Annotated in this window: 20 protein-coding genes; 10 read left to right on the plus strand and 10 right to left on the minus strand. The window is 46.5% G+C overall.

Annotation, left to right across the window (positions count from 1 at the left end; translation table 11 throughout):
- Positions 1–26 precede the first annotated feature (26 nt).
- Positions 27–2,099, minus strand: coding sequence for an iron uptake porin (locus QUA83_RS21625; protein ID WP_333295718.1), 2,073 nt, complete (start codon positions 2,097–2,099; stop codon positions 27–29).
- Between the two features lie 178 nt (positions 2,100–2,277).
- Between QUA83_RS21625 and QUA83_RS21630 the strand changes: the two genes are divergently transcribed.
- The 3 genes from QUA83_RS21630 to QUA83_RS21640 all read left to right on the plus strand — a co-directional run bounded on the left by QUA83_RS21630 (position 2,278) and on the right by QUA83_RS21640 (position 4,198).
- Complete coding sequence (locus QUA83_RS21630; protein WP_333295719.1) at positions 2,278–2,436, plus strand: hypothetical protein; 159 nt, start codon at positions 2,278–2,280, stop codon at positions 2,434–2,436.
- Positions 2,437–2,985: 549 nt separating this feature from the next.
- Entirely contained in the window at positions 2,986–3,177 is a 192-nt protein-coding gene (locus tag QUA83_RS21635) for a hypothetical protein (protein WP_333295720.1), read from the plus strand.
- Between the two features lie 76 nt (positions 3,178–3,253).
- Positions 3,254–4,198 carry a hypothetical protein gene (locus tag QUA83_RS21640; RefSeq protein WP_333295721.1) on the plus strand — a complete coding sequence of 315 codons (945 nt, stop codon included), beginning with the start codon at positions 3,254–3,256 and terminating at the stop codon, positions 4,196–4,198.
- Positions 4,199–4,256: 58 nt separating this feature from the next.
- Here QUA83_RS21640 and QUA83_RS21645 read toward each other — a convergent pair whose 3' ends face one another.
- Together QUA83_RS21645 and QUA83_RS21650 are read right to left on the minus strand one after the other, a co-directional pair.
- Positions 4,257–6,347 (minus strand): hypothetical protein, encoded by a 2,091-nt coding sequence (locus QUA83_RS21645; protein ID WP_333295723.1) that lies wholly within the window; start codon positions 6,345–6,347, stop codon positions 4,257–4,259.
- A 128-nt stretch (positions 6,348–6,475) separates the two neighbouring features.
- Positions 6,476–7,897, minus strand: coding sequence for a CHAT domain-containing protein (locus QUA83_RS21650; RefSeq protein WP_333295725.1), 1,422 nt, complete (start codon positions 7,895–7,897; stop codon positions 6,476–6,478).
- Between the two features lie 500 nt (positions 7,898–8,397).
- Here QUA83_RS21650 and QUA83_RS21655 point away from each other — a divergent pair, with 500 nt between their 5' ends.
- The 5 genes from QUA83_RS21655 (at position 8,398) to QUA83_RS21675 (ending at position 14,974) form a co-directional block, all read left to right on the plus strand.
- Complete coding sequence (locus QUA83_RS21655; RefSeq protein ID WP_333295727.1) at positions 8,398–8,658, plus strand: hypothetical protein; 261 nt, start codon at positions 8,398–8,400, stop codon at positions 8,656–8,658.
- Positions 8,659–9,109: 451 nt separating this feature from the next.
- Complete coding sequence (locus QUA83_RS21660) at positions 9,110–11,062, plus strand: FAD-dependent oxidoreductase (RefSeq protein WP_333295743.1); 1,953 nt, start codon at positions 9,110–9,112, stop codon at positions 11,060–11,062.
- Positions 11,063–11,375: 313 nt separating this feature from the next.
- The gene (locus QUA83_RS21665; RefSeq protein ID WP_333295728.1) at positions 11,376–12,062 is read left to right on the plus strand and encodes a methyltransferase domain-containing protein; all 687 of its coding nucleotides are present in this window, start codon (positions 11,376–11,378) and stop codon (positions 12,060–12,062) included.
- On the plus strand, positions 12,062–13,132 hold the full coding sequence (locus tag QUA83_RS21670) for an aromatic ring-hydroxylating dioxygenase subunit alpha (protein WP_333295729.1): 1,071 nt from the start codon (positions 12,062–12,064) through the stop codon (positions 13,130–13,132). Before QUA83_RS21665 ends, QUA83_RS21670 begins: the two co-directional genes overlap by 1 nt.
- A 159-nt stretch (positions 13,133–13,291) precedes the next feature.
- Entirely contained in the window at positions 13,292–14,974 is a 1,683-nt protein-coding gene (locus tag QUA83_RS21675) for a DUF262 domain-containing HNH endonuclease family protein (protein ID WP_333295730.1), read from the plus strand.
- Positions 14,975–15,076: 102 nt separating this feature from the next.
- On the opposite strand, the gene QUA83_RS21680 is transcribed toward QUA83_RS21675, so the two are convergent.
- A complete protein-coding gene (locus QUA83_RS21680) occupies positions 15,077–15,550 on the minus strand; it encodes a hypothetical protein (protein WP_333295731.1) in 474 nt (157 codons plus the stop codon).
- A 155-nt stretch (positions 15,551–15,705) separates the two neighbouring features.
- Here QUA83_RS21680 and QUA83_RS21685 point away from each other — a divergent pair, with 155 nt between their 5' ends.
- On the plus strand, positions 15,706–15,867 hold the full coding sequence (locus tag QUA83_RS21685) for a hypothetical protein (RefSeq protein WP_333295733.1): 162 nt from the start codon (positions 15,706–15,708) through the stop codon (positions 15,865–15,867).
- A gap of 37 nt (positions 15,868–15,904) precedes the next feature.
- The gene (locus QUA83_RS21690) at positions 15,905–16,300 is read left to right on the plus strand and encodes a transcriptional regulator (protein WP_333295734.1); all 396 of its coding nucleotides are present in this window, start codon (positions 15,905–15,907) and stop codon (positions 16,298–16,300) included.
- A 16-nt stretch (positions 16,301–16,316) separates the two neighbouring features.
- Here the strand turns inward: QUA83_RS21690 and coaBC are convergent, their stop codons facing one another.
- From coaBC to QUA83_RS21720, 6 genes are all read right to left on the minus strand, one after another.
- Positions 16,317–17,516: a bifunctional phosphopantothenoylcysteine decarboxylase/phosphopantothenate--cysteine ligase CoaBC gene (gene coaBC, locus QUA83_RS21695; protein ID WP_333295735.1), complete on the minus strand. Its 1,200-nt coding sequence runs from the start codon at positions 17,514–17,516 to the stop codon at positions 16,317–16,319.
- A complete protein-coding gene (locus QUA83_RS21700; RefSeq protein WP_333295737.1) occupies positions 17,506–17,730 on the minus strand; it encodes a hypothetical protein in 225 nt (74 codons plus the stop codon). Before QUA83_RS21700 ends, coaBC begins: the two co-directional genes overlap by 11 nt.
- A gap of 132 nt (positions 17,731–17,862) precedes the next feature.
- Positions 17,863–18,075, minus strand: a complete 213-nt coding sequence (gene isiD, locus QUA83_RS21705) for a protein IsiD (protein WP_006632739.1) — start codon at positions 18,073–18,075, stop codon at positions 17,863–17,865.
- 45 nt (positions 18,076–18,120) lie between these two features.
- Entirely contained in the window at positions 18,121–18,744 is a 624-nt protein-coding gene (locus tag QUA83_RS21710) for an alpha/beta hydrolase (RefSeq protein WP_333295738.1), read from the minus strand.
- A 680-nt stretch (positions 18,745–19,424) separates the two neighbouring features.
- Positions 19,425–21,512, minus strand: coding sequence for a CHASE domain-containing protein (locus tag QUA83_RS21715; protein ID WP_333295739.1), 2,088 nt, complete (start codon positions 21,510–21,512; stop codon positions 19,425–19,427).
- 376 nt (positions 21,513–21,888) lie between these two features.
- On the minus strand, positions 21,889–23,799 hold the full coding sequence (locus tag QUA83_RS21720; RefSeq protein WP_333295741.1) for an ATP-binding protein: 1,911 nt from the start codon (positions 23,797–23,799) through the stop codon (positions 21,889–21,891).
- Between the last annotated feature and the right edge of the window lie 240 nt (positions 23,800–24,039).

The following is a 24,039-nucleotide window of genomic DNA, read 5'->3' on the forward strand; positions in this document are numbered from 1 at the left end:
TAGGTGTAACTAGATGTCTGGAAACCCTAGAAACTAAAGGTCGTACGGAGGAGTCCGACCCAGATATCCTCGTTGTTTTTGTTGTGTTCGGGATTCAGAATCACGTAAACGCCCGGTGTCACCGAAATAAAGTCATTGACTTGGAAGCGATAGAAACCCTCTAAGTGATAAGAGGTGTTGCGGTTTCTGGCGACATCACTCTCGGTAACTTTTGGCGGTACACCGAAGACAAAACCGAGGACGTTGCCTTGTCTGGCAAAATCTCCCAGGGCCACAGTGATAGCACCATTCTGGATGGTAGCGTCATTGTTGCCGCCCCGAAGTTGTTCAGCCTTCGTATAACCGTACCAACCGCCAATCTGAAAGCGACTGCTGGGTTTGAAGTTAACTTGCACCCCATAGTTATCTGATGCGGTGGGTGATTGATCGAAGGGCCGGTTAGCCAAGGCACTGCCGACGCCTCCCATGAGGCTAACATCGCCTGCCCGATTGTATTTCCGGGTGTAAGTCAAGCCCAAGTCAAACGGTTTGCTAAAAAAGCCGATCTGACCCAAAGCGCTGAAAGAACCGTCGGCAACGCCCCTGCCGTTTGCGGGGTTGGGAGCATCGCCGTCGGAGGCAAGATAGCCTGCGGTAGCTCGGAGGCTGCCCAAGTTGAAACTCACACTTGCGCCTGCTCCCTGCGGGCCGCGGAAGACGGCCGGGTTGCGAACTCCAAATCTGGACAGTGAACCCGAACTCGTAGAGTTACCAAAGGTAGAAGCCTGGTCTGCAATTTCATCTAGGTCAAGTCCTTTAGGACCGACAAAGACTGTAGCCTTACCCATCGGGAACCGATAGTACAACTCGTCTAGTGTGAAATTGCTGTTCTCAGCTCCATCAAAGCCTAGGCGAGCCATGTTAGTGCCAGTGGCAGTGGATGCACTGTAGTTGGCGACGTTGAGGGCTTGCAAGCGGGTTCTGAGTAAGTCTCGACCGGTGAAGCTGGTGTTGAAGTTCAACCGCACCCGGTAGCCGAGGTTGGTAGACGTTCTATCGTCGTGAAGGCCGACACCATCTCCGAAGGTGTCGCTGACGGCAAAAATGGCTTCTCCATTCAATTTGGTGGTGGTGGAGAACTGGTTGGCTTCGAGTTCTGCGGTGCGAGCTTCTAGGCCGTCTACTCGTCCGCGCAGGGTAGCGAGTTCGGCTGCAAATTCTTCTTGCAGACGTTGCAAGATGGCTAAGTCGTCTCGGGTAACCAAGTTACCTGTGGACCCAATTAGTTTGGTTATGCTGTCTAAGCAAGCGTTGACGCCGGCTGCAAATTCGTAGCGAGTCAGGGCGCGGTTGCCGCGGTAGGTGCCGTCGGGATAACCTACGATACAACTGTAGCGTTCGACTAGGGATTGCAGGGCTTGGAATGCCCAATCTGTGGGGCGCACGTCGGAGAGCTGAGTAACTGATGTCACCTGGGACATGGTTCCCGACGGTTGGGCCGGCAGCGCTTGGGGAGCAACAGGGACGATGGGACCGCCCATTCCGGCGGCTGGTGTCTGAGCAATTTCTACCTTAGTAGCCGGGGTAGTAGCTGGGGTGCTGGCGACTGCTGGCACTTCAATTTTCCCAGGGGCGTCTGTCTGGCTGCTTTGCACTGCCAAGTCTGATGCTTGGGGCGAGGATTCGGCTGTGCCTGCTGCTGCTAGAGGTTCAGTCGCTGCTGCTGCGCTGACCGGAGCGATGGGGGCTGCTAACTCGATGTCGCTCCCTGTTGTTTGCAGTGTAGTTTGCAGTGTTGTTTGCAGTGCTGCTGCGCTGGTTTCTGGTTCGATTGAGGCGAGTTTTTCAGCGTCTGCTTCGTTAACGACCGGGGTTTGGGCCGCTTCGACGCTGCTGTTTAAAGCCAGGTTTTCTGGGGCAGCAGGGGCTGCTGCAACTGGTTCTGCAACTATTTCTCCAACTATTTCTGCAATTTTTGACTCAGATGACTGAGCTGTAGCTAGTTGGTTGGCTTCAGCGGTTGCTGTCACTTCTGCGGCGATCGCAGTGGCACTCATGACTGATGATAGCCCCAGAATTGCCGGGGATACTAGCAGTAAATTCCAAAAAGTTCTGTTCATTTTCCTCACACCTTCACACTCTATTCAACTCGACGAGCAGCAATTCCCAACTGCTAATTTTTGTGGTTGCTTGCCTGTTGACAATAACTGCCAAAATAGAACCTATCCATAACTGTTGATTCACCGTTGATTCACAGTAGGCGTGTCTACTTCTGCTGGAACGTAGCGGGCTGGGCCCTTGTACCGCCCAGGCATCAATTCAGGTCAAGCCCACATTACCTTACGGTTGATTATACCATCACCTGCTAATTTCATCTCTCGATCGCCCGACTTGCTTGAGTTGCTCTACGGGCGATCGACAACTGGTTCTACGGGTTCGACCACAATCTCCCTCTAACTGACAACTGCCCAGAGTCCTCGGTTACGCCAGACTTAACAGACAGTTATAGGTAGGATTGTGGCTGCTTGTCGCATCCCTTATACAGCTTTATATCCTATAATGTCAAGCTTTTTAACCTAACTTTAAACCTCGCGACCCGGCAGGGGCTATTTTCCCGCCATGACTGGGGAACTGAGACCTAAAGGCTGGTAGATTGACCCGATCCAAACCAAAGTTCAGGCTTGACCAATTTGGGTTTTTTGATGCCCGCTGCCGTCGGGACTTGCCAGGACGATCGCGATTTTTGAGACTGGCCGTCGGCGGGTTTAATTTCCGGCTATTTTAACACAACTTTTTTGTTGTTTGAGTACGACTGAACTGGTAGTGCTTGACAATCAAGCATCCAGGATACAAGCCCCCGGATTCATCCGTAGAGAAATAAAAAACCTGTATCCGATAAAGGAGCCCCCGAATTTATCCGTGGGGTCAATCTAAAATCTAAAATCTAAAATCCATTGACCCGCTGTTGGCGCGGGGAAAGCTCACTTGCTTGACAGAAGACCAACTATGCCCAAGATTCCTAGCGGTTTTAACGATGTTTTTGCCTACGGACGATCGCAGGAGTTTAGTGCTAAGCTGGCGAAAATGCAGAAGTCGAAAATAGAGCTGCGGTCACAACAAAGAACCCCAACGCTGGGGATGAGCAAGTTATACCATTTTCGATTGTCGATTTTCGATGAAAAAATTTGGAATAACTGATGACATACAAGTTGGAAACACGGGCCTACACTTGCATTATTTTGGCTAACTGGTATTAGTAAAACAGTGAGGGTTTATGGAAGACTTTGGTATTATTATTGCCTGCTGCGACCAAGATTATCTGTTTGCTAAGGGTTGCTGTGCTAGCATCCGCTATTTCCTGGGAGATGTGCCGATTTGTCTGTTGATTGACGGTACGTTTTCTGTGAGTGCTTTGGAAAAAGCCTATGGGGTGCGGGTTATCAATCGCACAACTGTTTCTGAAGAAGTTCTCAGGAAAAGAAGTTTTGGTTGGGGCAAAACTAAAATGATTGCTTTCTGGGAAAGTCCTTGGTCAAATTTTATGGTTTTGGATGCCGATACGATCGTCTGGGGCGATGTTCTCAAATTGGCTAACTTTCAAGAGTTTGATTTTATTGTAGACAAGCCTTGTTACGATTACCCGGATGCGGAGGTTTCGGAATTTTTCTTTGACATTCCTGGCGTTGAGAAGCATTTCCCGAATTTTCGTTGGTCGGAATCGCGATCAAACTATTTTTGCACGGGTACTTTCTTTGCGAAGCGCGGCGTTTTTAGCTTGGAAGAATACGTGGAAATTTTAGATTTTACGGCGGCCAATCCGAAGATATTTAAGTACGGAGAAATGGGGTTTTTGAACTTTATGATTTTCCGGGCGGCACAAGAAAATCGACTGCGGGTGCAGAATGTGGATATGCAGTTGTTGGTGCCGGATTTTGACCAGGATTTGCTGAGAAAGCAGTTTCCGGTTGAGTCAAGCGGGCCTGGGGGCGATCGTACTCAGGCGACGGTGATTCACTGGTGCGGGCCGAAGCCGACTTTATCTACTGGGAAAGTTTACTCGGAACCGATGAATTTTTGTCGCCGCAAGTGTGAGGAGGATGTTTGGAACCGCACGGGTTTGGCTGCCGAGATGTCGCTGCAAGTTGAGGATTTACAGCGATCGATCTACGTGTATAAGAATAAGTTTAAGAAGAAGTTTCGGCAGTTGGCGGGCAAGTAAGTAGGATTTTTTAACCGCAGATGTCAGCGGATGAACGGGGATGCACGCGGATTTCGGCTTACCCTTCGAGGGGTAAAGTTGGCCCGGCTGGAGGTAAAACTTGGCGGTGAACGCTTATTTTGTGGCTTTCCCGCTGAGTTTGCATTTCGACGGCGATCGCCTCAAATTCGACTTCCATGCAGCCGTAGGGAATCTCTAACTCGATACTTGCTCGAACATTTCCCAACCCGTTAGCTTTAAATTCGGTAATCCAGCGCGGCCCGTCGAGAATCAGGTAGGTTTGCCGATCGTACACCCAAACTTTCACATAAATCCGGGGCATTAATTCCGGGAGTTGCACTTGCACTTTTACAGCCTGGCCCGCGATGATTTCGGCGCGTGGCAATTCCAAAATTGGCATCGGTACTAACTCGTCTTCTGGCAAAACGTAGGGAGTTGGGGGAGTTACTTCGCCTGCGACAGTTGCGGTTTTTTGAGCAACTTTTTTCGGTTGCGGGGGTTCGTCAAAAACCACAAATTCTCTGGCTTCTGGGCTAGTAGATTTGGGGTCGGAATTTGTTTCGCTGGTTTCGGGCTGCTGCTGGGTTGGGCTGCTTTCTTCCACAACGGCAATTTCGTCACTGCTATTTGCGGCGACTTTTGGAGTGGGTGACAGGGTGGTTGCTTTCAGCCAGTCGGGGGATTCGCCGTTGCTGGCTAGGGAACTCAGTCGCGACCAAAATCGACTTTCGACGTTTAAGGTTTGAAATGCCTGTTTTGTGGGTGCTGGCGGGGTTTCTGGGGCGGTTGTTTCTAATTCTTGGCTGTTTTCTGGTTTTTGGTCGATCGCTCCGATTTCGGCTGTTTGAGCGGGATTTTGGATGTCTGAGGGTTTGGTTTGTGGGTCGATCGACTCTGGGGCAGTTCGAGGCGAATTGGAGATTTCTGAGAGCAATTGCGATCGGCTGCTGTCGGGCAGTTTGTTACCGAATGCGGGCAATTCTAAACCGCCTGCACTTGGGGTTTGACGCGAAGCCAGTAGAGGAGGTAGGGCTTCAGTGGTTGGGACTTCGGCGGGGGAGGGAGGGTCTAAGGATTTTTCTACTAGCTTGAGGAAGGATATATTTTTGGCGCTTCCAGACGGTTTTGAGGCTGTTGGGGAGGGTTCGGCTTGATGCTTTTCTTCGATGAAATTGTCTTTAATTTCCTGTAGAAGGTGCTCTAAACGAGCTGTAATTGTGAATAGTTTGGTAGCTAGGGTGACGCCGCCGCTGCTGCTGAGAATTGCTTCTCCTAAAATGAGGCGGCTTTTGCACTCGGTTGGGATGTAGGTGACGCAGGCAAAGATGCAGGGGGGAACTTGTTCTGGCATCGGCTGCTGGATTTCTGCGAGAATTTTTGAGGTTTGGGGGTCACGCAGGTAAATTTGCAGTTGTGCTGAACCGATGAGTTGTTTGAGTTCTAGCGCTTCGGATTCGGGGATGAGAGTTGCTGTTTTTCTGCTTTGTTGGGGGTGTTGGGGAATGTCGATTTTGCCGGAAATGATTAAGGGGCGACCGAGTTGGGTGACGAAGGTTTCTCGATCGAGGACGAGTTCGAGTTTGACGCCCGGTTTGGGTTCGGGGGTTTGGGGAGTGGGGAATTGGTAGATTTTGGCCTGCTGCGGTGCTGAATCGGCTGCAGGGATTTGGGTTAATGCGGGCCGATCGACCGGGGAAGCGATTTGTGGGGCTGCGCGATCGACCGGGGAAGCGATTTGTGGGGCTACGGTGGAAGCAGCGGGTTCGATTTGGTCGATCGGCGGTAGGGGTTCGGAGGTTTCCGATTCTGCGGGCAATACTTCTAACTGAACGCCGTACTGCCAAGGTTTTAGTGGTGTTGCTTTGGGATCTGGCAAGCAGGAGAGTTCCCACAGTCCGGGTTTCAGCCTGGTGTAGGGAATGATCACGACTAATCCTTCGGGGTTGGTGCGGGCCGATCGGCTTTGGACTTTCCGCTGCGCCCCTTGGTCGAAGGAGGTATGGGTAACGCGAATTTCGATGTCGGTGTTGGGGTGCTGAATGCGAGCAACCACGCGGTATTTACCTTCTAGAATTTCCACGTCGGAGGTTTCTAGGGGCAACCAGGCGCGATCGCCTTCTTTCTGTAGCAAAAATTCTAATTTTTTCATCTTTCTTTCCCCTTGAAGGCTCCCGCTTGATTCGTCACAGGTTGGTGGTGGTTTGTTGAGCGACAGCTACAGATATTAAATTACTTTATGTTGTATAGCCTATCATCACTCTCGGTCAAGAGGCCCACTTACCAAGGACTGCCGATTATGCTGAAAGCTGCCCAATAATAGGGATGGGATAAATCTTTGCTGTCGAGTTTGGGGATGGACGGGGGCAAGGGAATGTCGCCTCGCGCACTTCGCAGTTGACCGCCTTCGATCGTCACTTTGCCTTCGATCGCAGCAATTTGTGCTTGCCGCATTGCTTCAGCTTTAATTATTGGAGGGTCGTTTGGCCTGCGGATTCTTAACTGCTGGTAAAACTCTGTCATCAGGGCGAGAGTCCCCGCATCGCTGACGTACCACAGGCTGGCGAGGGCTGATTTTGCTCCTGATTGCAGCGCTAAACCGGCAAATCCGAGTTCTGCTTCTTTGTCTCCCAAGGCGGTTCTGCAGGCGCTTAATACTAATAGTTCCAGGGGCGGATTGTTCCATTTTAAATCTCTCATTTGATCGAGACCCAGTTGGGTGTCCCAAAATTGAATGTAGGAGTTATTTGGGGTTCCTGGGCGGAATTCTGCGTGGGTGGCGAGGTGGATGATTCCGTATTTTTGTTGCAGTCGCTGGGATTGCAAGTTTACTATGGTGAAATCTTCGTTGAGAAAGGATTGACCGGGCCACTGTCGGGCGATCGCGCCTAGTTCTAATGGAACTGCTGGCAGCGGTTCTTTGTTCGCCGTTTCTGCGAAATCTGATGCTCCCATTGCTAGGACTTGCGCGTTTCTGAGGTCGGTGTAATTGCTGTCTGTGAGTTTGAAGGCGGGGATGCGGGCGATGCTGTATTTTTGGATCAGAAATTGGTTTCCGTCGTGCATTGCTGCTAGGGGTACGGTTCGCAAACCTGCGCCGACGCAGAACAGCAAGGTGTCAATTTTTGCTGTTTGCAAATCTGTTTCTAGGGGTGCAACTATCCATTTGTAAAGTTGTTGGGCGGGTTCTAGATAGGTGGTGGTGTTGATTTTTACGGGGTTGGTAATTTCGCTACCTAATTTTTGGACTACTGAGAGCAGTTTCTCTTGTTTGGCTTCCGGGACGCTGCGGAGAATGGGCGGGCGATCGGGCAATATTAAGATTAATTCTAGTTGGTCGGTGCGTGGGATAGCATAAATTAAAGCGGGTTTTTTCTTGGTTTGAACTGCTAGCCTGGAGAGAGTTTTTGATATTGCTTCGGCCGTTTTCGCACGGGTTTCAAAGTCTTGTTCAAAGTATGTTTGATAGTCTTCTTCCCAGCTTTCTTCGATTCTGGTTACGGCTTCGGTGAGGTTTCCCCGATCGAGCAAATTTCTCATTTCTTGCCCGTTAAGCCCGCCCTGGCCTGTGTTTTGGGCAATTGTAGCCAGGTTCGTGGTGCTCCAGCAGAAAAATATTGCTATCAAGCAGTAAAAAATAGCTTTTTTAATTTTTTTCTGAGTCGTGTGTTTTTGGCGTTGCTGCTGGGATTGGTAGTGCATGATTGTGGGGCGGTTAATGCGCCGTTGGCGGCAGCAGTTGGCAAAAGTTTGGATGTGGGTGAATTTTGACCGAAAGCATCCAGGATACAAGCCCCCGGATTCATTCCGAAAGCAGACTCAGGACCGGTGAAATAAAAAACCTGTATCCGATCAAGGAGCCCCCGAATTTATCCGTGGGGTGAATGCTTCAATTCTAAAATCTAAAATCTAAAATCTAAAATCTAAAATCGCGCAATCGATTGACTGTGCTGGCGATCGCGGCACAAGTCTAGCATTCAAGACCAACCCCAAATATCTACCGTAGGGTGTGGATACCAGCACCAACCGACTCCCCGCACCAAGAAATGCGCGATTTATGTAAAAGTTTGTAAATTCTTCAGAAGTTTTGCATAAACAGGACTTACGCAAAAAGCCGGTTTCTTCACGTAGTAAGTCCTGTTTTTTACCTAGCAGCCAGGTGCATTTAACTGAGATGTTACACCATTCTCAATAATCATTTTATGAACAGGCATCTTGCCTGTTCCACAAAAAAATCATCTTTTGTGGAACGGGCATCTTGCCCGTTCTTAAGAAGGGTGCAAAATGTGAGTTTAACCGGCATTACCTCTACGGGCGTCTTTGACTTTTTGCGGCACATCCGCACTTCTCAATTTGAATCTGGTTGGGTTTTGTTGTTGAATGAGGAATATCATGAATCGAGCGACAATATATTGAGTAATATTAGCAAATATATTCTCTGTATTTACTTGTTTTTAAAATAGTTAGGTTTTTCGCACCAACTTACTTAAACCTCGACTGGTTAATTGTTTTGCCTCGGATATCTACGCGGTTATTTCGTACAATTTGTCGAGACTGCCTTTTGCCTAAGATTTTGCCTGAAAATCTCCTATTTTTTTAGCATCATTGGCGGCGGTTGCCAAGAGTTGAGCAACATAAATAAAAACACTTAATTATTTAGAGAATTTTACGCTATGCGGTCGATCGCTTTTTCCTTGTTGATTCTTGCTTCTCTCCTAGATAACTGAAGCCTTCTTGCTTCCACTATACATTGTGTGCGATCGCACCGTGCTAAGTGCGTTAGCGAAGCCCTCGAAGAGGATCGCGATCCGATTGGGGGATGTATCTTAGTATTTCTTCACATATCCTGCTTTCGGTCTATGATATATGCCTTATGGCGTATTTGTGTTTAAAGCCCGTTACCGCGTACCGCTGATGAGTCAATCAACCAATTCACCGCTATCCCAACCAGTTTCTCGAAGAACCGCCCTGAAATTCCTCGGAGTCGGTGCCGCCGGCGGGCTGCTGGGCTACTCTCGATTTTCCAAGCCAGAGCCCACCGTTTTTGTGCAAGATTCTCTTGACTTGCCGCGAATGCTGAATCAGCGCAAAACCGTTGCAGTTGTAGGCGCAGGCTTGGCCGGGCTCGCCTGTGCTTACGAGCTCTCCCAGCGGGGTTTCGCCGTAACATTGCTCGACAAATCGCCCCAACTCGGCGGCAAAATTGCTAGTTGGCCGATTCAAGTCGGGAACGAAACTTTTATGATGGAACACGGTTTCCACGGTTTTTTTCCGCAATACTACAACCTCAAAAGTGTGGTTGAAGAACTAGAAATTACCGAGAATTTTGTATCTTTAGAATCCTACGCCGTTGTGTTTCGAGACGGCAAATACAAGCCAGAAGTTTTCCGTCCCAACCATTCAGCTTTTCCCTGGAATATAGTTGACTTGGGGATATCTTCTCCCAATCGGCTCAAGTGGGGAATCAATCTGACCAAACCCGCTCACTGGGAAGTATTTCGAGAAATAGGCGGTTTTCAAACTCAAAAAAGTTTTGCTCGCCTCGACAATATATCAGTGGCAGACTGGGTAAAAGGTGAATTCCCGCGCGGGCTTTATGACTTGTATTTTCTGCCTTTTGCCAAGTCCAGCCTCAACGCTCCCGACGAATTGAGCGCGGGAGAATTAATGCAATTTTTCCACTTTTACTTTTTCGGAAATCCAGAGGGTTTAGCCTTCAACGGCACGCGGCAAGATATGGGTACGAGTTTGGTGCAGCCTATTGCCAGAGCGATTGAAAGCAAAGGTGGCAAAGTATTGACAGATGTCGCAGTCAGTGAAATTCGCTGGGAAAACGGCAAGATTGATTCTCTGAGTTATCAGTCGGGAGACGTGCAAAGTAAAATACCTTTTTGGGTGAAGCGAAACGCGCTGTTAACTGACAGCAACTCTACCGAATATTTCGGCGCTGGGGACAGCGTATTTGCCGCCGCACCGTCGGGTAAAGAGGCAATTTCTTTGAGCTGCACTCACCAAGGCTGCACAGTTCAGAAACAGAACGACGGTCAATTTCACTGTCCTTGTCACGGGGCAGTTTTTGATGCCGAAGGGCGAGTTGTCAGCGGGCCTGCTCAGCGGGATTTGCCTCGATTTAAGGTAGTCGCTGAAAAAGCAGATGAGGTACAGTTAGCAGCAAAAGTCAACCAATCGCAGCCGCAAAATTTGGGAGAAACATTGAAGGCTGATTATTATGTTTTGGCTGCCGATGTTCCGGGGATGCAGCATTTGTTTAGTTTGGCTAGCGGTGAGGTGAATCCGCAGGTGCAGAGTCGGATCGAGAGCTTGAAAATAGCCGATCCGTTTGCGGTGGGGCGTTTTTGGTTCGATCGCGAATTTCCCTGGGAACACAGCAATTTCAGTTCGCTTTCCGGCTACAAACTGACGGACAGCATTACGCTTTACCACAAAATTCAGGATCAGTTCATCGAGTGGAATCAGAAAACTGGCGGTAGTGTAGTAGAACTGCACGCTTATTGTTACAAGGAGAAGGAATTTCCGAACCAGGAAGTTTTACTGGCTACTTTTGAGCAAGAATTGTACGAAATTGTACCGGAATTAAAAGAGGCAAATATGCTGCACCGGGAATTGGTAAATCAAAAGAATTTTTCTGGATATCCGCCCGGTAGTTATGCGGAAAGACCCGAAACTTGCTGCGCTGTTCCCAACCTTTTGTTTGCGGGAGATTGGGTGAAAATGCCGTTTCCATGCGGTTTAATGGAAAGGGCGGTTAGCAGCGGTTTGTTGGCAGCTAATGCTATTTTATATCAGGAGGGTTTGCAGAGGCGATCGCTCTTGACGGTGAATCCCGAAGGCGTGTTAAAAATCTAAGGTTTCTAGCGGGGCGGGCTTTATAAATCGTCAATTATCGGCAGGTATTGTCGGTCAAACCCGCCCCCAGTCATACCATTTTAGATTTTAGATTGTAGATTTTAGATTTTAGATTTGAAAAAATGGGAATGACTGATTATATAAGGGTTTAGAGGTTTCCTAAAGTTGCATTCTTTTTCTAAGATGAGTTACGGTTTGTGGGTGTGGTTTCGCTGAGGGGAAAAGGCAGAGCTTGCGAACAAAAAAAATATCTGCGTTAAGCAGGGTGGATATGCGGTTAAAATATTATTGAATGAGTATAAAGCAATAATAGATGCTGAATAATAACTGCAAAATTCGCAATAAATCTGTAATGTTTGATGCTTTTGCAACAGAATACGATTTCGCTGCCACCTTGCAAAATCAGAACGCTTTCTTTACTAACAACCTATCGGCCAGCAAAGGTGCAGCATTAGATATTGGCTGCGGTTCGGGAATTCTTGCTTTTGAATTAGCCCAGTATTACGATCGTGTAGTCGCCGTCGATTTGTCAGCAAAAATGCTAGATATAGCCCGTCAAAAGCGCTCAGCCCCCAATATCGAATACATCCAAATGGATGCCAGTCAATTAGCGCTCGATCGCAAATTTGATTTAATAGTTAGTGCTACTACTTTTCACCACCTGCCCAACCTCCCTGCCTCCCTCGCTGCAATTAAAAAATTGTTAAATCCGCACGGAAAAATCGTTTTTTTAGATAATATATCGGAAGTCGAAACACCTGCGACAATAGGCTACATATTAGGTGCGGCGAGAGATTTTAGACCCGACTGTTCCACCTACGGATTTCGCAATGCTTTAAGATTATTAAGATTTAGACTGTCGCCAAGTTGGTTGAAACATTTAGCTAGCGACAGGTACTTGTCAGAACGGAGATTTAGAAAAATTTACGGTCGTTGCTTTCCGGGCTGTTATTTTGTAAAATTGGGTTGTTTTATGGGCGTAATTTGGGAACATTTGTAATGCAAAACAACGCGATAAAATCCGTAGCTGCAAGGGGAGAAAAAACTCACATCCGCCAGTTGGGCATTAATCTCGATCGCTGGTATGCGATCGCCCGCAGCACCGAGGTGGAAACTGGGCCGCTAGCTGCGAAAATCTGGAATCGGGCGATCGTACTTTTCCGCGACAGTGCAGGCAAAATCAACGCTTTAGAAGATAGATGTCCGCACCGACAAGTTAAACTCAGCCACGGCAAAGTTAAAGGCGATTTAATCGAATGTGCTTACCACGGATGGCGGTTAAATGCAAGGGGAGAATGTGCAGAAGTCGATTATTTAGCAGAAAATCAAAAGCTACCTAACTGCAAAATTCGCTCCTATCCAGTCAAGGAACAAAACGGTTTTATCTGGCTGTTTCCCGGCGACGAAATGCAAGCAGAAAAAACTAATTTATTGGATTTGCCCGAGTGGGAACATCTCAATTATATTGCCACAGTTTCAGTCATCGACTGTCAGGCACACTATTCATTTTTAATTGAAAACTTGATGGATATGTACCACGGACACTTGCACGATGATTGGCAAGCTTGGGCAAATCCGGTGTTAGATACTTTAGAAGAAAACGAGCATCAAGTAACTGCTCGCTATCAGGCACAAAGTTATTACAAAATAGATAAAATTTGGTCAATTTCTCAGTTGTTTTTTAAATCTTTGCGCCGACTGCACCCGGAACCGCTGGCTGTGAGTTATGTTTACCCGCACTGGGTTTCAACTTTGGGAAGCGATTTTAAGATTTACTGCTTGGTTTGTCCGGTGAGTGAGACAGCAACTCGTGCTTATTTAATTCATTTTACCTCATTAAATGCGTTTTGGCGGCTGCACAAATTGCCGATTTGGTTTCGCAGGTTTATCAAAGATATTTGTTTCGGTGCTGCTCAAAAGTTATTAGATGGTTTGGTGCGGCAGGATGTGTTAATGATTGAGGAAGAACAGCAGGCTTTTTTGCAGAATTCAGAAAGAAAAAGTTATGAATTAAATCGGGCTTTAGCCAGCGTGCAAAAGTTGATAAGAAGTCAGGCGGAAAATAGGTAATTCAGTCGCAGAGTCAAACCTGCGGCGGGACGAATGAAACCCGTCTGCACAGGCTAAGTTGAGAGTTAGCTCTTCCCAGCTTGAGCATGGTATTCTTGTAACAGAGAAAAGTGACTTTCGAGAAGCAATTAACAACCACACCTAACACAGGAACCAAGCATGAACCGTGTCAGCATCAAGGGTGAGGAACACCCCATTAGAAAAATCTTTAGTGATGACTTTATGTTTACCATTCCCCTCTACCAGCGTCCCTATGCTTGGACAAATGAGCAAGCTGGAGAACTGCTGGAAGACCTGCTAACATCATTGGGAGATGGTAACGACACGATTGATCAACTCAACCCGTACTTTCTAGGCAGCATTGTTTTGATCAAATCTGGGCCGCCAGAGGCTGAAATTGTAGATGGTCAGCAACGTCTAACAACTCTGACCATACTACTAGCTGCTCTCCGAGCATCATTGCCAACACAACACGCCAATGACTTGACCACTTATCTATACCAAAGAGGCAGCTTAATCGCGGGTATAGATAATCGTTACCGTCTGACTTTGCGCGAGCGAGATGCAGATTTTTTCAAGACATATATTCAAAATGAAGGTGGTATTAACAAGCTCCAAAAATTGAACATTGCTGAGCTGATGGATAGTCAGAAGCTTATTAAAGAAAATGCACATTTATTCTTGCAACGTTTGCAGACTATCGCCGAATCCCACCGTATACGTCTTGCCCAGTTCATCATTACCCAGTGCTTCTTAGTAGTGGTTTCTACGCCTGACTTTGACTCTGCGTATCGGATATTTTCTGTGTTGAACAACAGGGGATTGGATCTCTCCATAACTGATATCTTGAAAGCGGACATTATCGGAAAAATACCCGAAAGCCAACAAGAAAAATATACTAAAAAGTGGGAAGATACCGAGGAGGAGCTGGGACGCGAGTTATTCAAAGACTTGTTTTCTCATATTCGGATGATTAAGGAAAAGAAAAAACTTAGCAAGAGTATCCTTAAAGAGTTTCAGGAAAACATCAATCCTGCGGCAGGGTCTCAGCAATTCATTGATGAAATTTTAGCTCCTTATGCTAAGGCTTTTTCGGAAATTCACAACTCAACCTATGAAAGCGAGCGGCGTGCCGAGGAAATTAATCAACTATTTAAATGGTTAAACAAAATTGAGAATGTTGACTGGATACCGCCTGCCATTTTCTACCTATCGCGTAACCGTAATAACCCCGATAATTTGGTGCGTTTTTTTACAGATTTAGACCGCCTTGCGGCAGGTTTAATGATTGTCCGCGCCAATATTAATAAACGGATTGAACGTTACAGCAGATTGCTTACTGCTATTGAACAAGAGGAAGATTTATTCAATGCCAATTCACCGCTCCAGTTTACTCCTGAAGAGTCAAACAATATCCTTAGAGTCCTCGATAGTGACCTTTACCTAATCCAAAAAATTCGTCTTTATGTTTTGCTGCGCTTAGATGCTGCTCTGTCAGAAGGTGAAGCATCTTACAACTTCTCCAAAATTACTGTCGAGCACGTACTTCCCCAAAATCCAGGGGCTAATAGTGAGTGGATGAAGTGGTTTCCTAGTCAGGAAGAGCGCGATCAATATGTACATCGTCTTGGCAACTTAGTTTTGCTATCTGGTGCGAAAAACACTCAGGCAAAAAATTATGATTTTGATGTGAAAAAACAGATGTATTTCACTACTAAAACAGGTGTTTCACCCTTTGCACTTACTACCCAAGTGCTGCGGGAACAGGAATGGACGCCAGAAGTAATGGCTCGACGGCAGAAAGAGCTGATTAATGTTCTCAAGAATCTTTGGCGCTTATAGGATAATTGAATTTGAGATCAAATCGCTATTATCTGTCCATCCGCACACAACCATCTGCGTCCATCTGCGGTCAAAAAAATCTAAATTCCGCCAGCACAAACTTTACTTCTTAGGTTGCTGCTTCTGGTAAACGCTGACAACTTTATCGGCATAAGTAGCAGTTGCCCCACTTTTACAAGCTGCGGCTTCCCCTGTCATCCACCAGCAAGCCGCGCGGCGTACAGCGGTTAATTCATTGTTGCTGCTAGCTTTGTATTCGTCGCGCAGCAAATCGCCCACGATACAGGTAACAATTGATTTAGCTTTTGTCGCGTCGGCCTCAAATTGTTGGGGTGTTAAATCTTGTTTGGTACAGAATTTTGCCCAGCGGGAAATATTGTTCGGTAAAACTTGCCACTGACTGTACATTCCGTCATTTGCAGCTTGTGGCGGGGCGGCTTGTCGCAGCGCTTCTACGAGGGCGGAAACTTGCGCGTCGGTGACTGATTGCGCTGCTGCTGGAAGTGATTGCAATCCGAGGCTAATTATCAGGCTGCCGAATAGTAGATTGGTTTTTGCGATCGATTTAAAATTCATTCACAATCCCCTGTTTGATTTAAACTTTTGTTTCCTCAAACAAGGTTTACTATTTTGTCTATCGAATACCTCTGTCTTAAGGATGATTTATTTGCCCACTTAATGCACTGTCGATCGCCCTATTATACAAATTGTTAATCAAGTACGATAAAATCATGGAAGTACAACCCAGGGAAATTCGACGTTACACAACAGTAGAGGGTACGGCACCATTCATCGAGTGGCTTGATGCCCTCCGCGATCGGAATGTTAGAGTTAGAATCAAATCCTTGATAATGGTGGTAATCCTCATAGCTGGGGATAAAAGCACCCAATAACAGAACATTCGACAAGCTATAGAATACTGGACAGATTATGAAAAACGTGAAAGCACCGACAAGTGATAGCCACCGGGAGTACCTAAGTGAATCTCTCCACGAGCCGGAAGAAGCTGCTGGTTTTATCGGCGCTATTTTGGAAGAAAAAGATCCTGAACCCGCCCTTTTGAGAAATGCCATCCGAAAGGTGATTGACGCTCGAAAGAGGATGAATGCTCTTTCGGAGTCAGCAAAACAGCATCACGAAAAACTCGACAAGATGCTTGCTGAAAGTAAAGGTTCGGAAATCTATAGTTTGGTAGAATTGCTCGAAGCATTAGGATTTAAACTAGAAATTACTCTCGCAGATACTGAGTTGTCGGCTGACTCGAAATCAACGGATTTTGGGGAATCAGAATTATCGCCCGAACCAGTAGTAATTAATCCCAGTTAATGAGTAAATCCCGCCCTCACCCTTTCATCACAAAATCAAACAACCGGTGAGCCATTTCTAGCTTGCTGCAAGAGGATATTTCTACTTGCTTCCCGGCGGCATTAATTAATATTGCTTGATTAGTATTGCTGCCGAAACCTGCACCTATTCGATCGATCGGGTTTGCGGCAATTACATCCAGTTTCTTCGCCCGCAATTTCTCCAAAGCAGGCTTGACAATATCCCCAGTTTGTGCTGCAAAGCCGATTAATTTTTGGTGCGACTGTTTTAATTTTCCCAACTCTGCCACAATATCCGCTACCGGTGCCAAAGGCAAACAATTCGGGAGCGATCGCTTCGGCAATTTCTCACTACTGTACTCAGCCGGCTTCACATCCGCTACCGCCGCCGCCATCACCGTCAAATCCGCATCGTGAAAGCATTGCAGCATCGCCTGCCGCATTTCTTCTGCACTCGCAACTGCGATCGCCCGCACACCTGAGAGCGGCAATTCGCCAGTTATACTGTGTACCAGCGTCACAGTCGCGCCGCGGTGCTGTGCAGCTTGCGCCAAAGCTACACCCATTTTGCCGCTGGAAGGATTGCCGATAAACCTCACCGGATCGAGGTGTTCCCGCGTTCCTCCCGCACTTATCAACACCCTAATGCCCGCTAAATCTCGATCGCCCTTCGCATACAACAGCGATTCAATATGAGGCAAAATCTCACCAGGTTCTGCCATGCGGCCCACACCCGCGCGATCGCACGCCAGCATTCCCCCCCCCGGATTCGCAGCATGATAGCGCCGATAAGTCAAAACTTCCCGCCAATTCCGCTGCACCGTCGGCTGTTCCCACATATCCGTATTCATCGCCGGTGCCAGCAAAATTGGGCAATTAGAAGCTAAGACAGTATTAGTCAACAAATTATCAGCAAAACCCCCCGCCAACTTAGCCAAAGTATTAGCTGTCAGGGGAGCAATTACAAAAACTTCCGCCCATTCTCCCAGTTGAATATGCAGGGGGCGCCCGTGATTTGCTTGCCAAAAATCTTTGTCAGTAAAAGCAGGATGGCGGCACAGAGTAGCAAAAGTCAAAGGCGTTACAAACTCCCCGGCCGCATCAGTAAGAATAGCTTTAACTTCCGCTCCAGCTTTCGCTAAAGTTGAAACTACTTCGCAAACTTTGTAAGCCGCAATCCCGCCACTAACGCCGATTAAAATTCGTCTACCTTTCATGATTTTTGGTAATACAGCAACCTTCGAGGTTATGAGAACTTGATGAATTCCTGAAACCATTGCGGAGAATTGCCCGATCGCATCTCCTCATTCTTTCTTCCTTCTTCCTTCTTCCTTCTTCCTTCTTCCCTCTTCCTTCTTCCTTCTTCCCTCTTCCTTCTTCCCTCTTCCTTCTTCCTTCTTCCCTCTTCCTTCTTCCTTCTTCCTTCAGCAATAAAAAAGAATCAAGAAAGAAATTAAGATAAAAACAGGCTAAAATCCCTAATTCATCTGTTTAATCCGCAACAAAATATGCTGCTAACTTCTTCCTCAATTCCGTCGAAAATTGGGAGCTAGATTTTTCAGTCTATGCTTCGTCGTAGGCTTCCATATCCAGAAGGTGGAGATAAGGTTCAACCAGCTCCGGCCGCTGAAAAGCAAGCGATCGCAACAAATGCCAATCATTCAATCCCTCAAAAGGATCTGTATAATCGTCAACTTCCAAACGGACAGCCAATTCTGCCACGTCCTGAGAAGTAAGTACAGCAATATCGCGCGATGCTTTGGTTAAAGTTTTCATTTTTTTCCCCTGCCCGAGACTTCCGCCATACTATATACTAAACCTTTAATCAGATTTCGACACAGTTTCTACAACAAAACTTCGCATTATCTCTATAACTTCCGGCAGAATCTCGTGTCCCATGTTAAATTCTCGATACTGCACCGCAGCTCCCCAAGCCGTCAAACTCTCGCGCGATCGCACAGCAGCACTAACAGGCACAATAGTATCTTGAGTACCGTGTACGATTAAAACAGGTGGCAAAACACTCCCCGCAACTGGTGAAATCTTGTGTAAATAACCGCTCAGACAAATTAAACCAGCTAGGGGCAAAGTCAATCCCACATCTAGAGTCATCGCTCCGCCTTGAGAAAATCCACCTAAAATCGTGCGAGACAAAGGCACACCCGTGGTGCTTTCCAAAGACAGCAAAAATTCCCTCAGCAATTGCCGGCTTTCTACCAATCCCTGAGCGTCTTTGGTTTGAAGGTTATACCACGCTTTGCCACTCATTACCTGGGGATGGGGAAAGGGGGCATAGGGAAACACAAACTGATAATCCGGCAAATTGAAAAAGGGTGCTAAGGAAGTCAAATCCCGAGCATTAGCACCCCATCCATGTAAAGCGACCATCAAAGCGACAGGTTTGCGATCCGTTGTGGGCGGTATGCTAATAGATTGTAAAGACATCGTAGTTAGTAATTGCTAATCTGGCCTTGCTACAATTATAAATTGTCACGACGGGTAAAACCCCAAATATTTGTTTTCGGCAATATTCCACTGAAATTAGCACGCGCTTGCTAATAACTATAATAGTTGACTGTTAACTGTTTACTGTTGACTGTTGACTGTTAACCGTTGAAAGTAGAGTGCGACATCGCACCTTTCCAAAGTAGAGTGCGGATAGTGCACCTTTTCTAAACAGGAATTAGGGAGCATCTCATATTTGTAAAAACACTTCTTATGGCTCCTTCCTTCTTACTTTTTACTCCTGGCTCCTGCCTCCTGCCTCCAAACTCCAATTTCTAGCTTGGCTGCCAAAGAGATATCGTTTCCGGTTGCATCGGAATAATATAATCGAGTCAACAGTTAACACTCAACCATTGAGTTTTTCCACCCCTCCTTCTACAACAGTCAACAGTCAAAAGTCAACAGTCAACATTCATATATGAGTGCAACCGGAATTTATCTGAAATGCTCCCAGTAAGACTCAGCTATAAGCGAGATTTCTTCCGCTAATTCCAATTGACCGAAAGCATCCAGGATACAAGCCCACCCTATTAATTGATGAATAAAAAAAAGCCTGTATCCGATGAAACTTGCCCCCCGAATTTATCCGTGGGGTCAATCTAAAATCTAAAATCTAAAATCTAAAATCGATTGGCACTTACCGCAGGTGAAACCTTAGAAACAGATTGCTTAGACTGTTGCCTCACCGGCACCTCAATCAAGAATTCAGTTCCCTCTCCCGGAGCCGATACGCACCTGAGCGAACCTTGATGTTTGTCCACTATTTGATAACAGATAGACAATCCCAAGCCAGTACCTTTGCCTACAGGCTTAGTAGTAAAAAACGGATCAAACAAACGTTTTTTGACATTCTCCGTCATGCCCGTTCCATTGTCAGCGATTCGCACGCATACACAATTAGAAGTTAAAAGTTCAGTGCGAATCCGCAGAGTAGGTGAAAATGCAGAATTCGAGGCGTTGTTTTCGAGCCGGATTTTATTTTCTGCATCATATAAAACATCAATAGCATTGCTCAAAACATTCATAAATACCTGATTCAATTGTCCCGCCCAGCACTCCACTAAGGGCAAATTTCCGTATTCTTTGATGAGTTTAATGCCAGAAAAATCAGCTTTTGGTTTCAGCCGACTATCCAAAATCATCAAGGTGCTGTCAATGCCTTGGTGAATGTCAACCGACTTCATTTCAGCTTCATCCAATCGCGAAAAATTCCGCAGAGAAAGCACGATCTGGCTGATCCGTTCAGCTCCCAAATTCATAGATTGTAGGATTTTAGGCAAGTCTTCACTGATAAACTCCAAATCAATCTCTTTTAGTTTCGCTTGCACTTCGGGCGTGGGGTTCGGATATTGCTGCTGGTAGATTTCCACAAGTTCCAGCAAGTCTCTAGTATATGCGCCTGTATGGATCAGGTTGCCAGAGATGAAGTTGACAGGATTATTAATTTCGTGGGCAACTCCAGCCACCAACTGCCCCAAGCTGGACATTTTTTCTGTTTGGATTAGTTGAAATTGAGCTTCCTGCAAATTTTTTAGTGCCGTTTCTAGTTCAGCGGTGCGCTGTTTTAGTTGAATTGTACGATCGTACACTTGCTGTTCTACTTTTGCAGTACGTTCTAGAGACATCAACAGGTAAATCGTTAAGCTGCCAGTCATCAATAGCCCGATCGCCCCAATTGCCAGCGAACCCTGATGCGTCCTCAGACTGTTGTACCCCTTTCCCGGCAAAACTAGCAGCCTCCACTCGCGGTCTGCTACGTTAAATAGGCGAGTGCAAGCACTCGGATATTGACAGATTTTTCCCCGCAAATTAGCTAACTCTGGCTTTTCGTGTTTTGGGTTATCTATCAACTGCTTAGCTTGTGAGTCGTAGCGCACCAGAAAGCGTTCTTTCTCTATAGCAGAGTTGTCATAGAGGTAAAAATTAATGTTGTCTAAATTTAGCGATTCTAAAGAGGAATCGACCATACTGGTGATCTGAAACAGACCCGCAATAACTCCTATCAGGTTTTGGCGGCCGTTGACCGAGTTATCTGGAGAATTTGTGCGGCGCGGTACTGGTAGAAATACTTGCAATCCCGGTTGATTGTTGCTAACTAATTTTATCCGCCCAGAAGCCGCTATTTTCCCGGTATTCGCCGACTTATCTAAAGCTGCTTTGCGTTCGGGGCTGGAGGCAACATCAAAACCGATCGCTTTGTTATCTTCTTCTAATGCTTCTCTGTAAATAATGGGAAAGTATTCCGATCGCGCTTTTGGTTTGACCTGCTTTTTGTCAGGAGTTCGTTCGTAAATTTGAAATGCCGGAAAATCTTCGGCTCGAATTGTCCGTTCGTAAGCTGCTTTTTGGGCAGCCGGCACGCGCCGAATCCAGTTAACAGAATGTATAGCAGTATTTCGGGCAAGTGCAGGTTGAGCGAATTGCTTAAAATCTTGTCTGGTAACTTCAGTAGATGCCCTATAGAATCCTTCCAGTGAGTACAGAACTTCTAAATTTTTATTGATGCTTTGCTGCAATGCCACATTCAGGCGATCGGCTTGCTGATGAAATTCAGCTTGCATTCGTTCGTTTTCCCAATGCCACACGACGGCTGCGGCTGCCAATGACAAACTCGTACCGGTGCAAAGAGTCAGCGCTGCTGGAATGTAACGACGGTGCGACTGTAAACTTTCGGTCAGCGAATTAAACCAATTGATCGCAAAATTCATATTTCCAGACCTTATGCCACCGAAGTGCTATTTTTTAAAGACTTGTAAAAGTCCTTGATAGCACGATCGACAGCGCAGAAACCAGATTGTCTAAAAACTTATGATCGCAGGAATAGGACTTACCCTGAGAAACCCAATTTCTACGAAAATATTGGTGTGGTAACGAGAAAGTTGGGAATAAACCGGGTTTTTTACGAATAGTGCATCCACGACTCAGGAATTGAAACCAATTGTAACTAAGTGTAACGAACTCGGTTCCTATCTCGGCGTTCCCAACTTCCTGCCCCGGAAGAACCTGGGAACGAGAAAAAACCTTGATCTGGTGGGGCGGGTAATTAATACCCACCCTACAAAGCCAACTTAAATTTGGAACAGCTTACAAAACCGTCCCTATTTCCTTCAAATAAACCCGTGTAAACGGTTCATCATCCCCCAGAGTATACTGTTCGATCAACCCCTGGCGGCGAATAGAAATACTACTTCCTTCCCTCACCACAACAGTATCGTCATCAGTGCTTTCTCTGATCAACATCATCTCAGTTTTCCCCGGATTGTCTAGCACCACCATATTGCTGCCCCGATAAAACATTCCCTCAGCTTCCAAAATATCTTCGGGATATTCAGCAATTAACAAATCGAGCTTGGGATTCCGCAGCAAACTTTGCAAGTTCAGATGGTAATTCTTATTCAAAACTTTTTCAGAACGGTTAACAAAAAGTCCACCGCGACAAACAGCACCAATTGTCCAATCGGGATGCTGCAACAGAATATGGTCGATGGTTTCTTGTAGGTCATGTACCGAAATTCTGTTGAAAGTAATAATCGGGATTCTGGCTGATTTTCCCGATTCAAAGAAAGTTTCGATAATATGCGAAGGGACATCAACTCCTTCGCCGACAGCGGGGTTGAGGTGCATAAAAATTCCCGGCGCGGCATTGATCTCGATAATCCCAAAATTGCCTGTTTTCCAAGATTTGGCGAGAGTTTCTGTTACCACATCAATGCCCAAACAAGTTAACCGAAAATGTAGGGCGATATCTTGAGCCAAAACAATGTTATCCGGGTGAATATTGCGGGTAGCGTCGATGCTGACGCCACCTGCGGAAAGATTAGCGACTTTGCGTAGAGACACAGTGCGATCGCGACTTAGCACACTATCCAATGACAGCCCTTGTTCTTCCAGATACATTTCCATCGCTTCGTCGGACTGAATTTTGCTCATCGCCGAAGTAGGCGTATCCAAACGTTCTGGTTTGCGGTTTTCACGGCGAATCAATTCGCGAATTGTTGAGTCGCCATCACCTGTTACCCAAGCGGGCCGGCGTTCAGTTGCAGAAACAAATTTGCCGTCCACGCATAGCAGCCTAAAATCCGAGCCTTTGATGCTGTTTTCCACAATTACTCGCACCGGGTCTGTTTCGGGAATTGCCTTAACTGCTCTTTTAAAAGCCGCCTGCAATTCCTCACCATCTCGGACATCTGCTGTTACGCCAATTCCTTTATGACCGACTACTGGTTTGATAGCAACTGGGTAGCCAATTTCTCTAGCAACTGCCAGAGCTCCGTTTTCTGTGGAGACGATATCGCCTTTGGGAACAGGAAATCCTAATGTAGCGAGAAAAGCTTTACAATCGTCTTTGCGCGTGGTAAAATCTGAGTCTAAATGGCTGTCAGAATCAAAAGTAGTTGCAGAGCCACGAACCAGTTTTTTACCGTACCCATATTGCATTAGTCCTTCATCCCACAAATAAAATGCGGGAATGCCTTTTTGGGATGCCGATCGCATTAATGAATAAACTGTCGGGCCTCCGTAAACTGACTGCCGGAATATATTTTGCAGCGCGCCAATTTGTGATTCCAAGGGAAAGTCTTGATTTTGATTAATTGCTTCAAACCAATCCCAAACTGCGTAAACTACGGCTCTGGCGGTGCGGGCGTGAAGTGCTTCTATGCTGATTCTGTTAAAGTGAGAAAATGGCTTGATGTTCCAGTGTTGGAAGTGTAAACCCATGTCGAGTTTGGCTACTTCTGAGGCGGTACGACCGAACAGTTGGGCATGGTTCGAGAAAGTTTCGTGCAGCAGTTGCGGGTAGCGATCGCCAATAATTTTCTGGTAATGTGCGATCGGCAAAGGTTCGCTCGCGCCCGCTACCGCTAAATCAAAAACTAAAGCCGCGGTGTCTAAATAAGGGTTGGGCCCGATATAGTGTTTGAAGTTAAAAACATCGAAAATATCGGTTTTTCGAGCATTAACGCGCGCTGTTTCGGTGCTTTTTTCTTGCAGCATTTTCTAACCTCCTTTGAGCTAATTTCTTACGGTAACTTTCTACTTGGTGCAGGGGATACTACCTGCGGGCATAGATATTACAACAGTGAGACAAATACTCCCACCAATTCTGCCTTCAGTATTGCCCGATAGGGGGAGTGGGAGAGTAGGGGAGATGGGGAGAGCTGAGAGGTGTAGGTTTTTTACAACTAGGAGGAGTTACAAGCATAAAAGGCATCCACAGGAGTGTGAGGGAAGGAA

Origin of the sequence: Microcoleus sp. K1-B1, assembly GCF_036704705.1 — a bacterium.
Taxonomy (GTDB): domain Bacteria; phylum Cyanobacteriota; class Cyanobacteriia; order Cyanobacteriales; family Microcoleaceae; genus Microcoleus.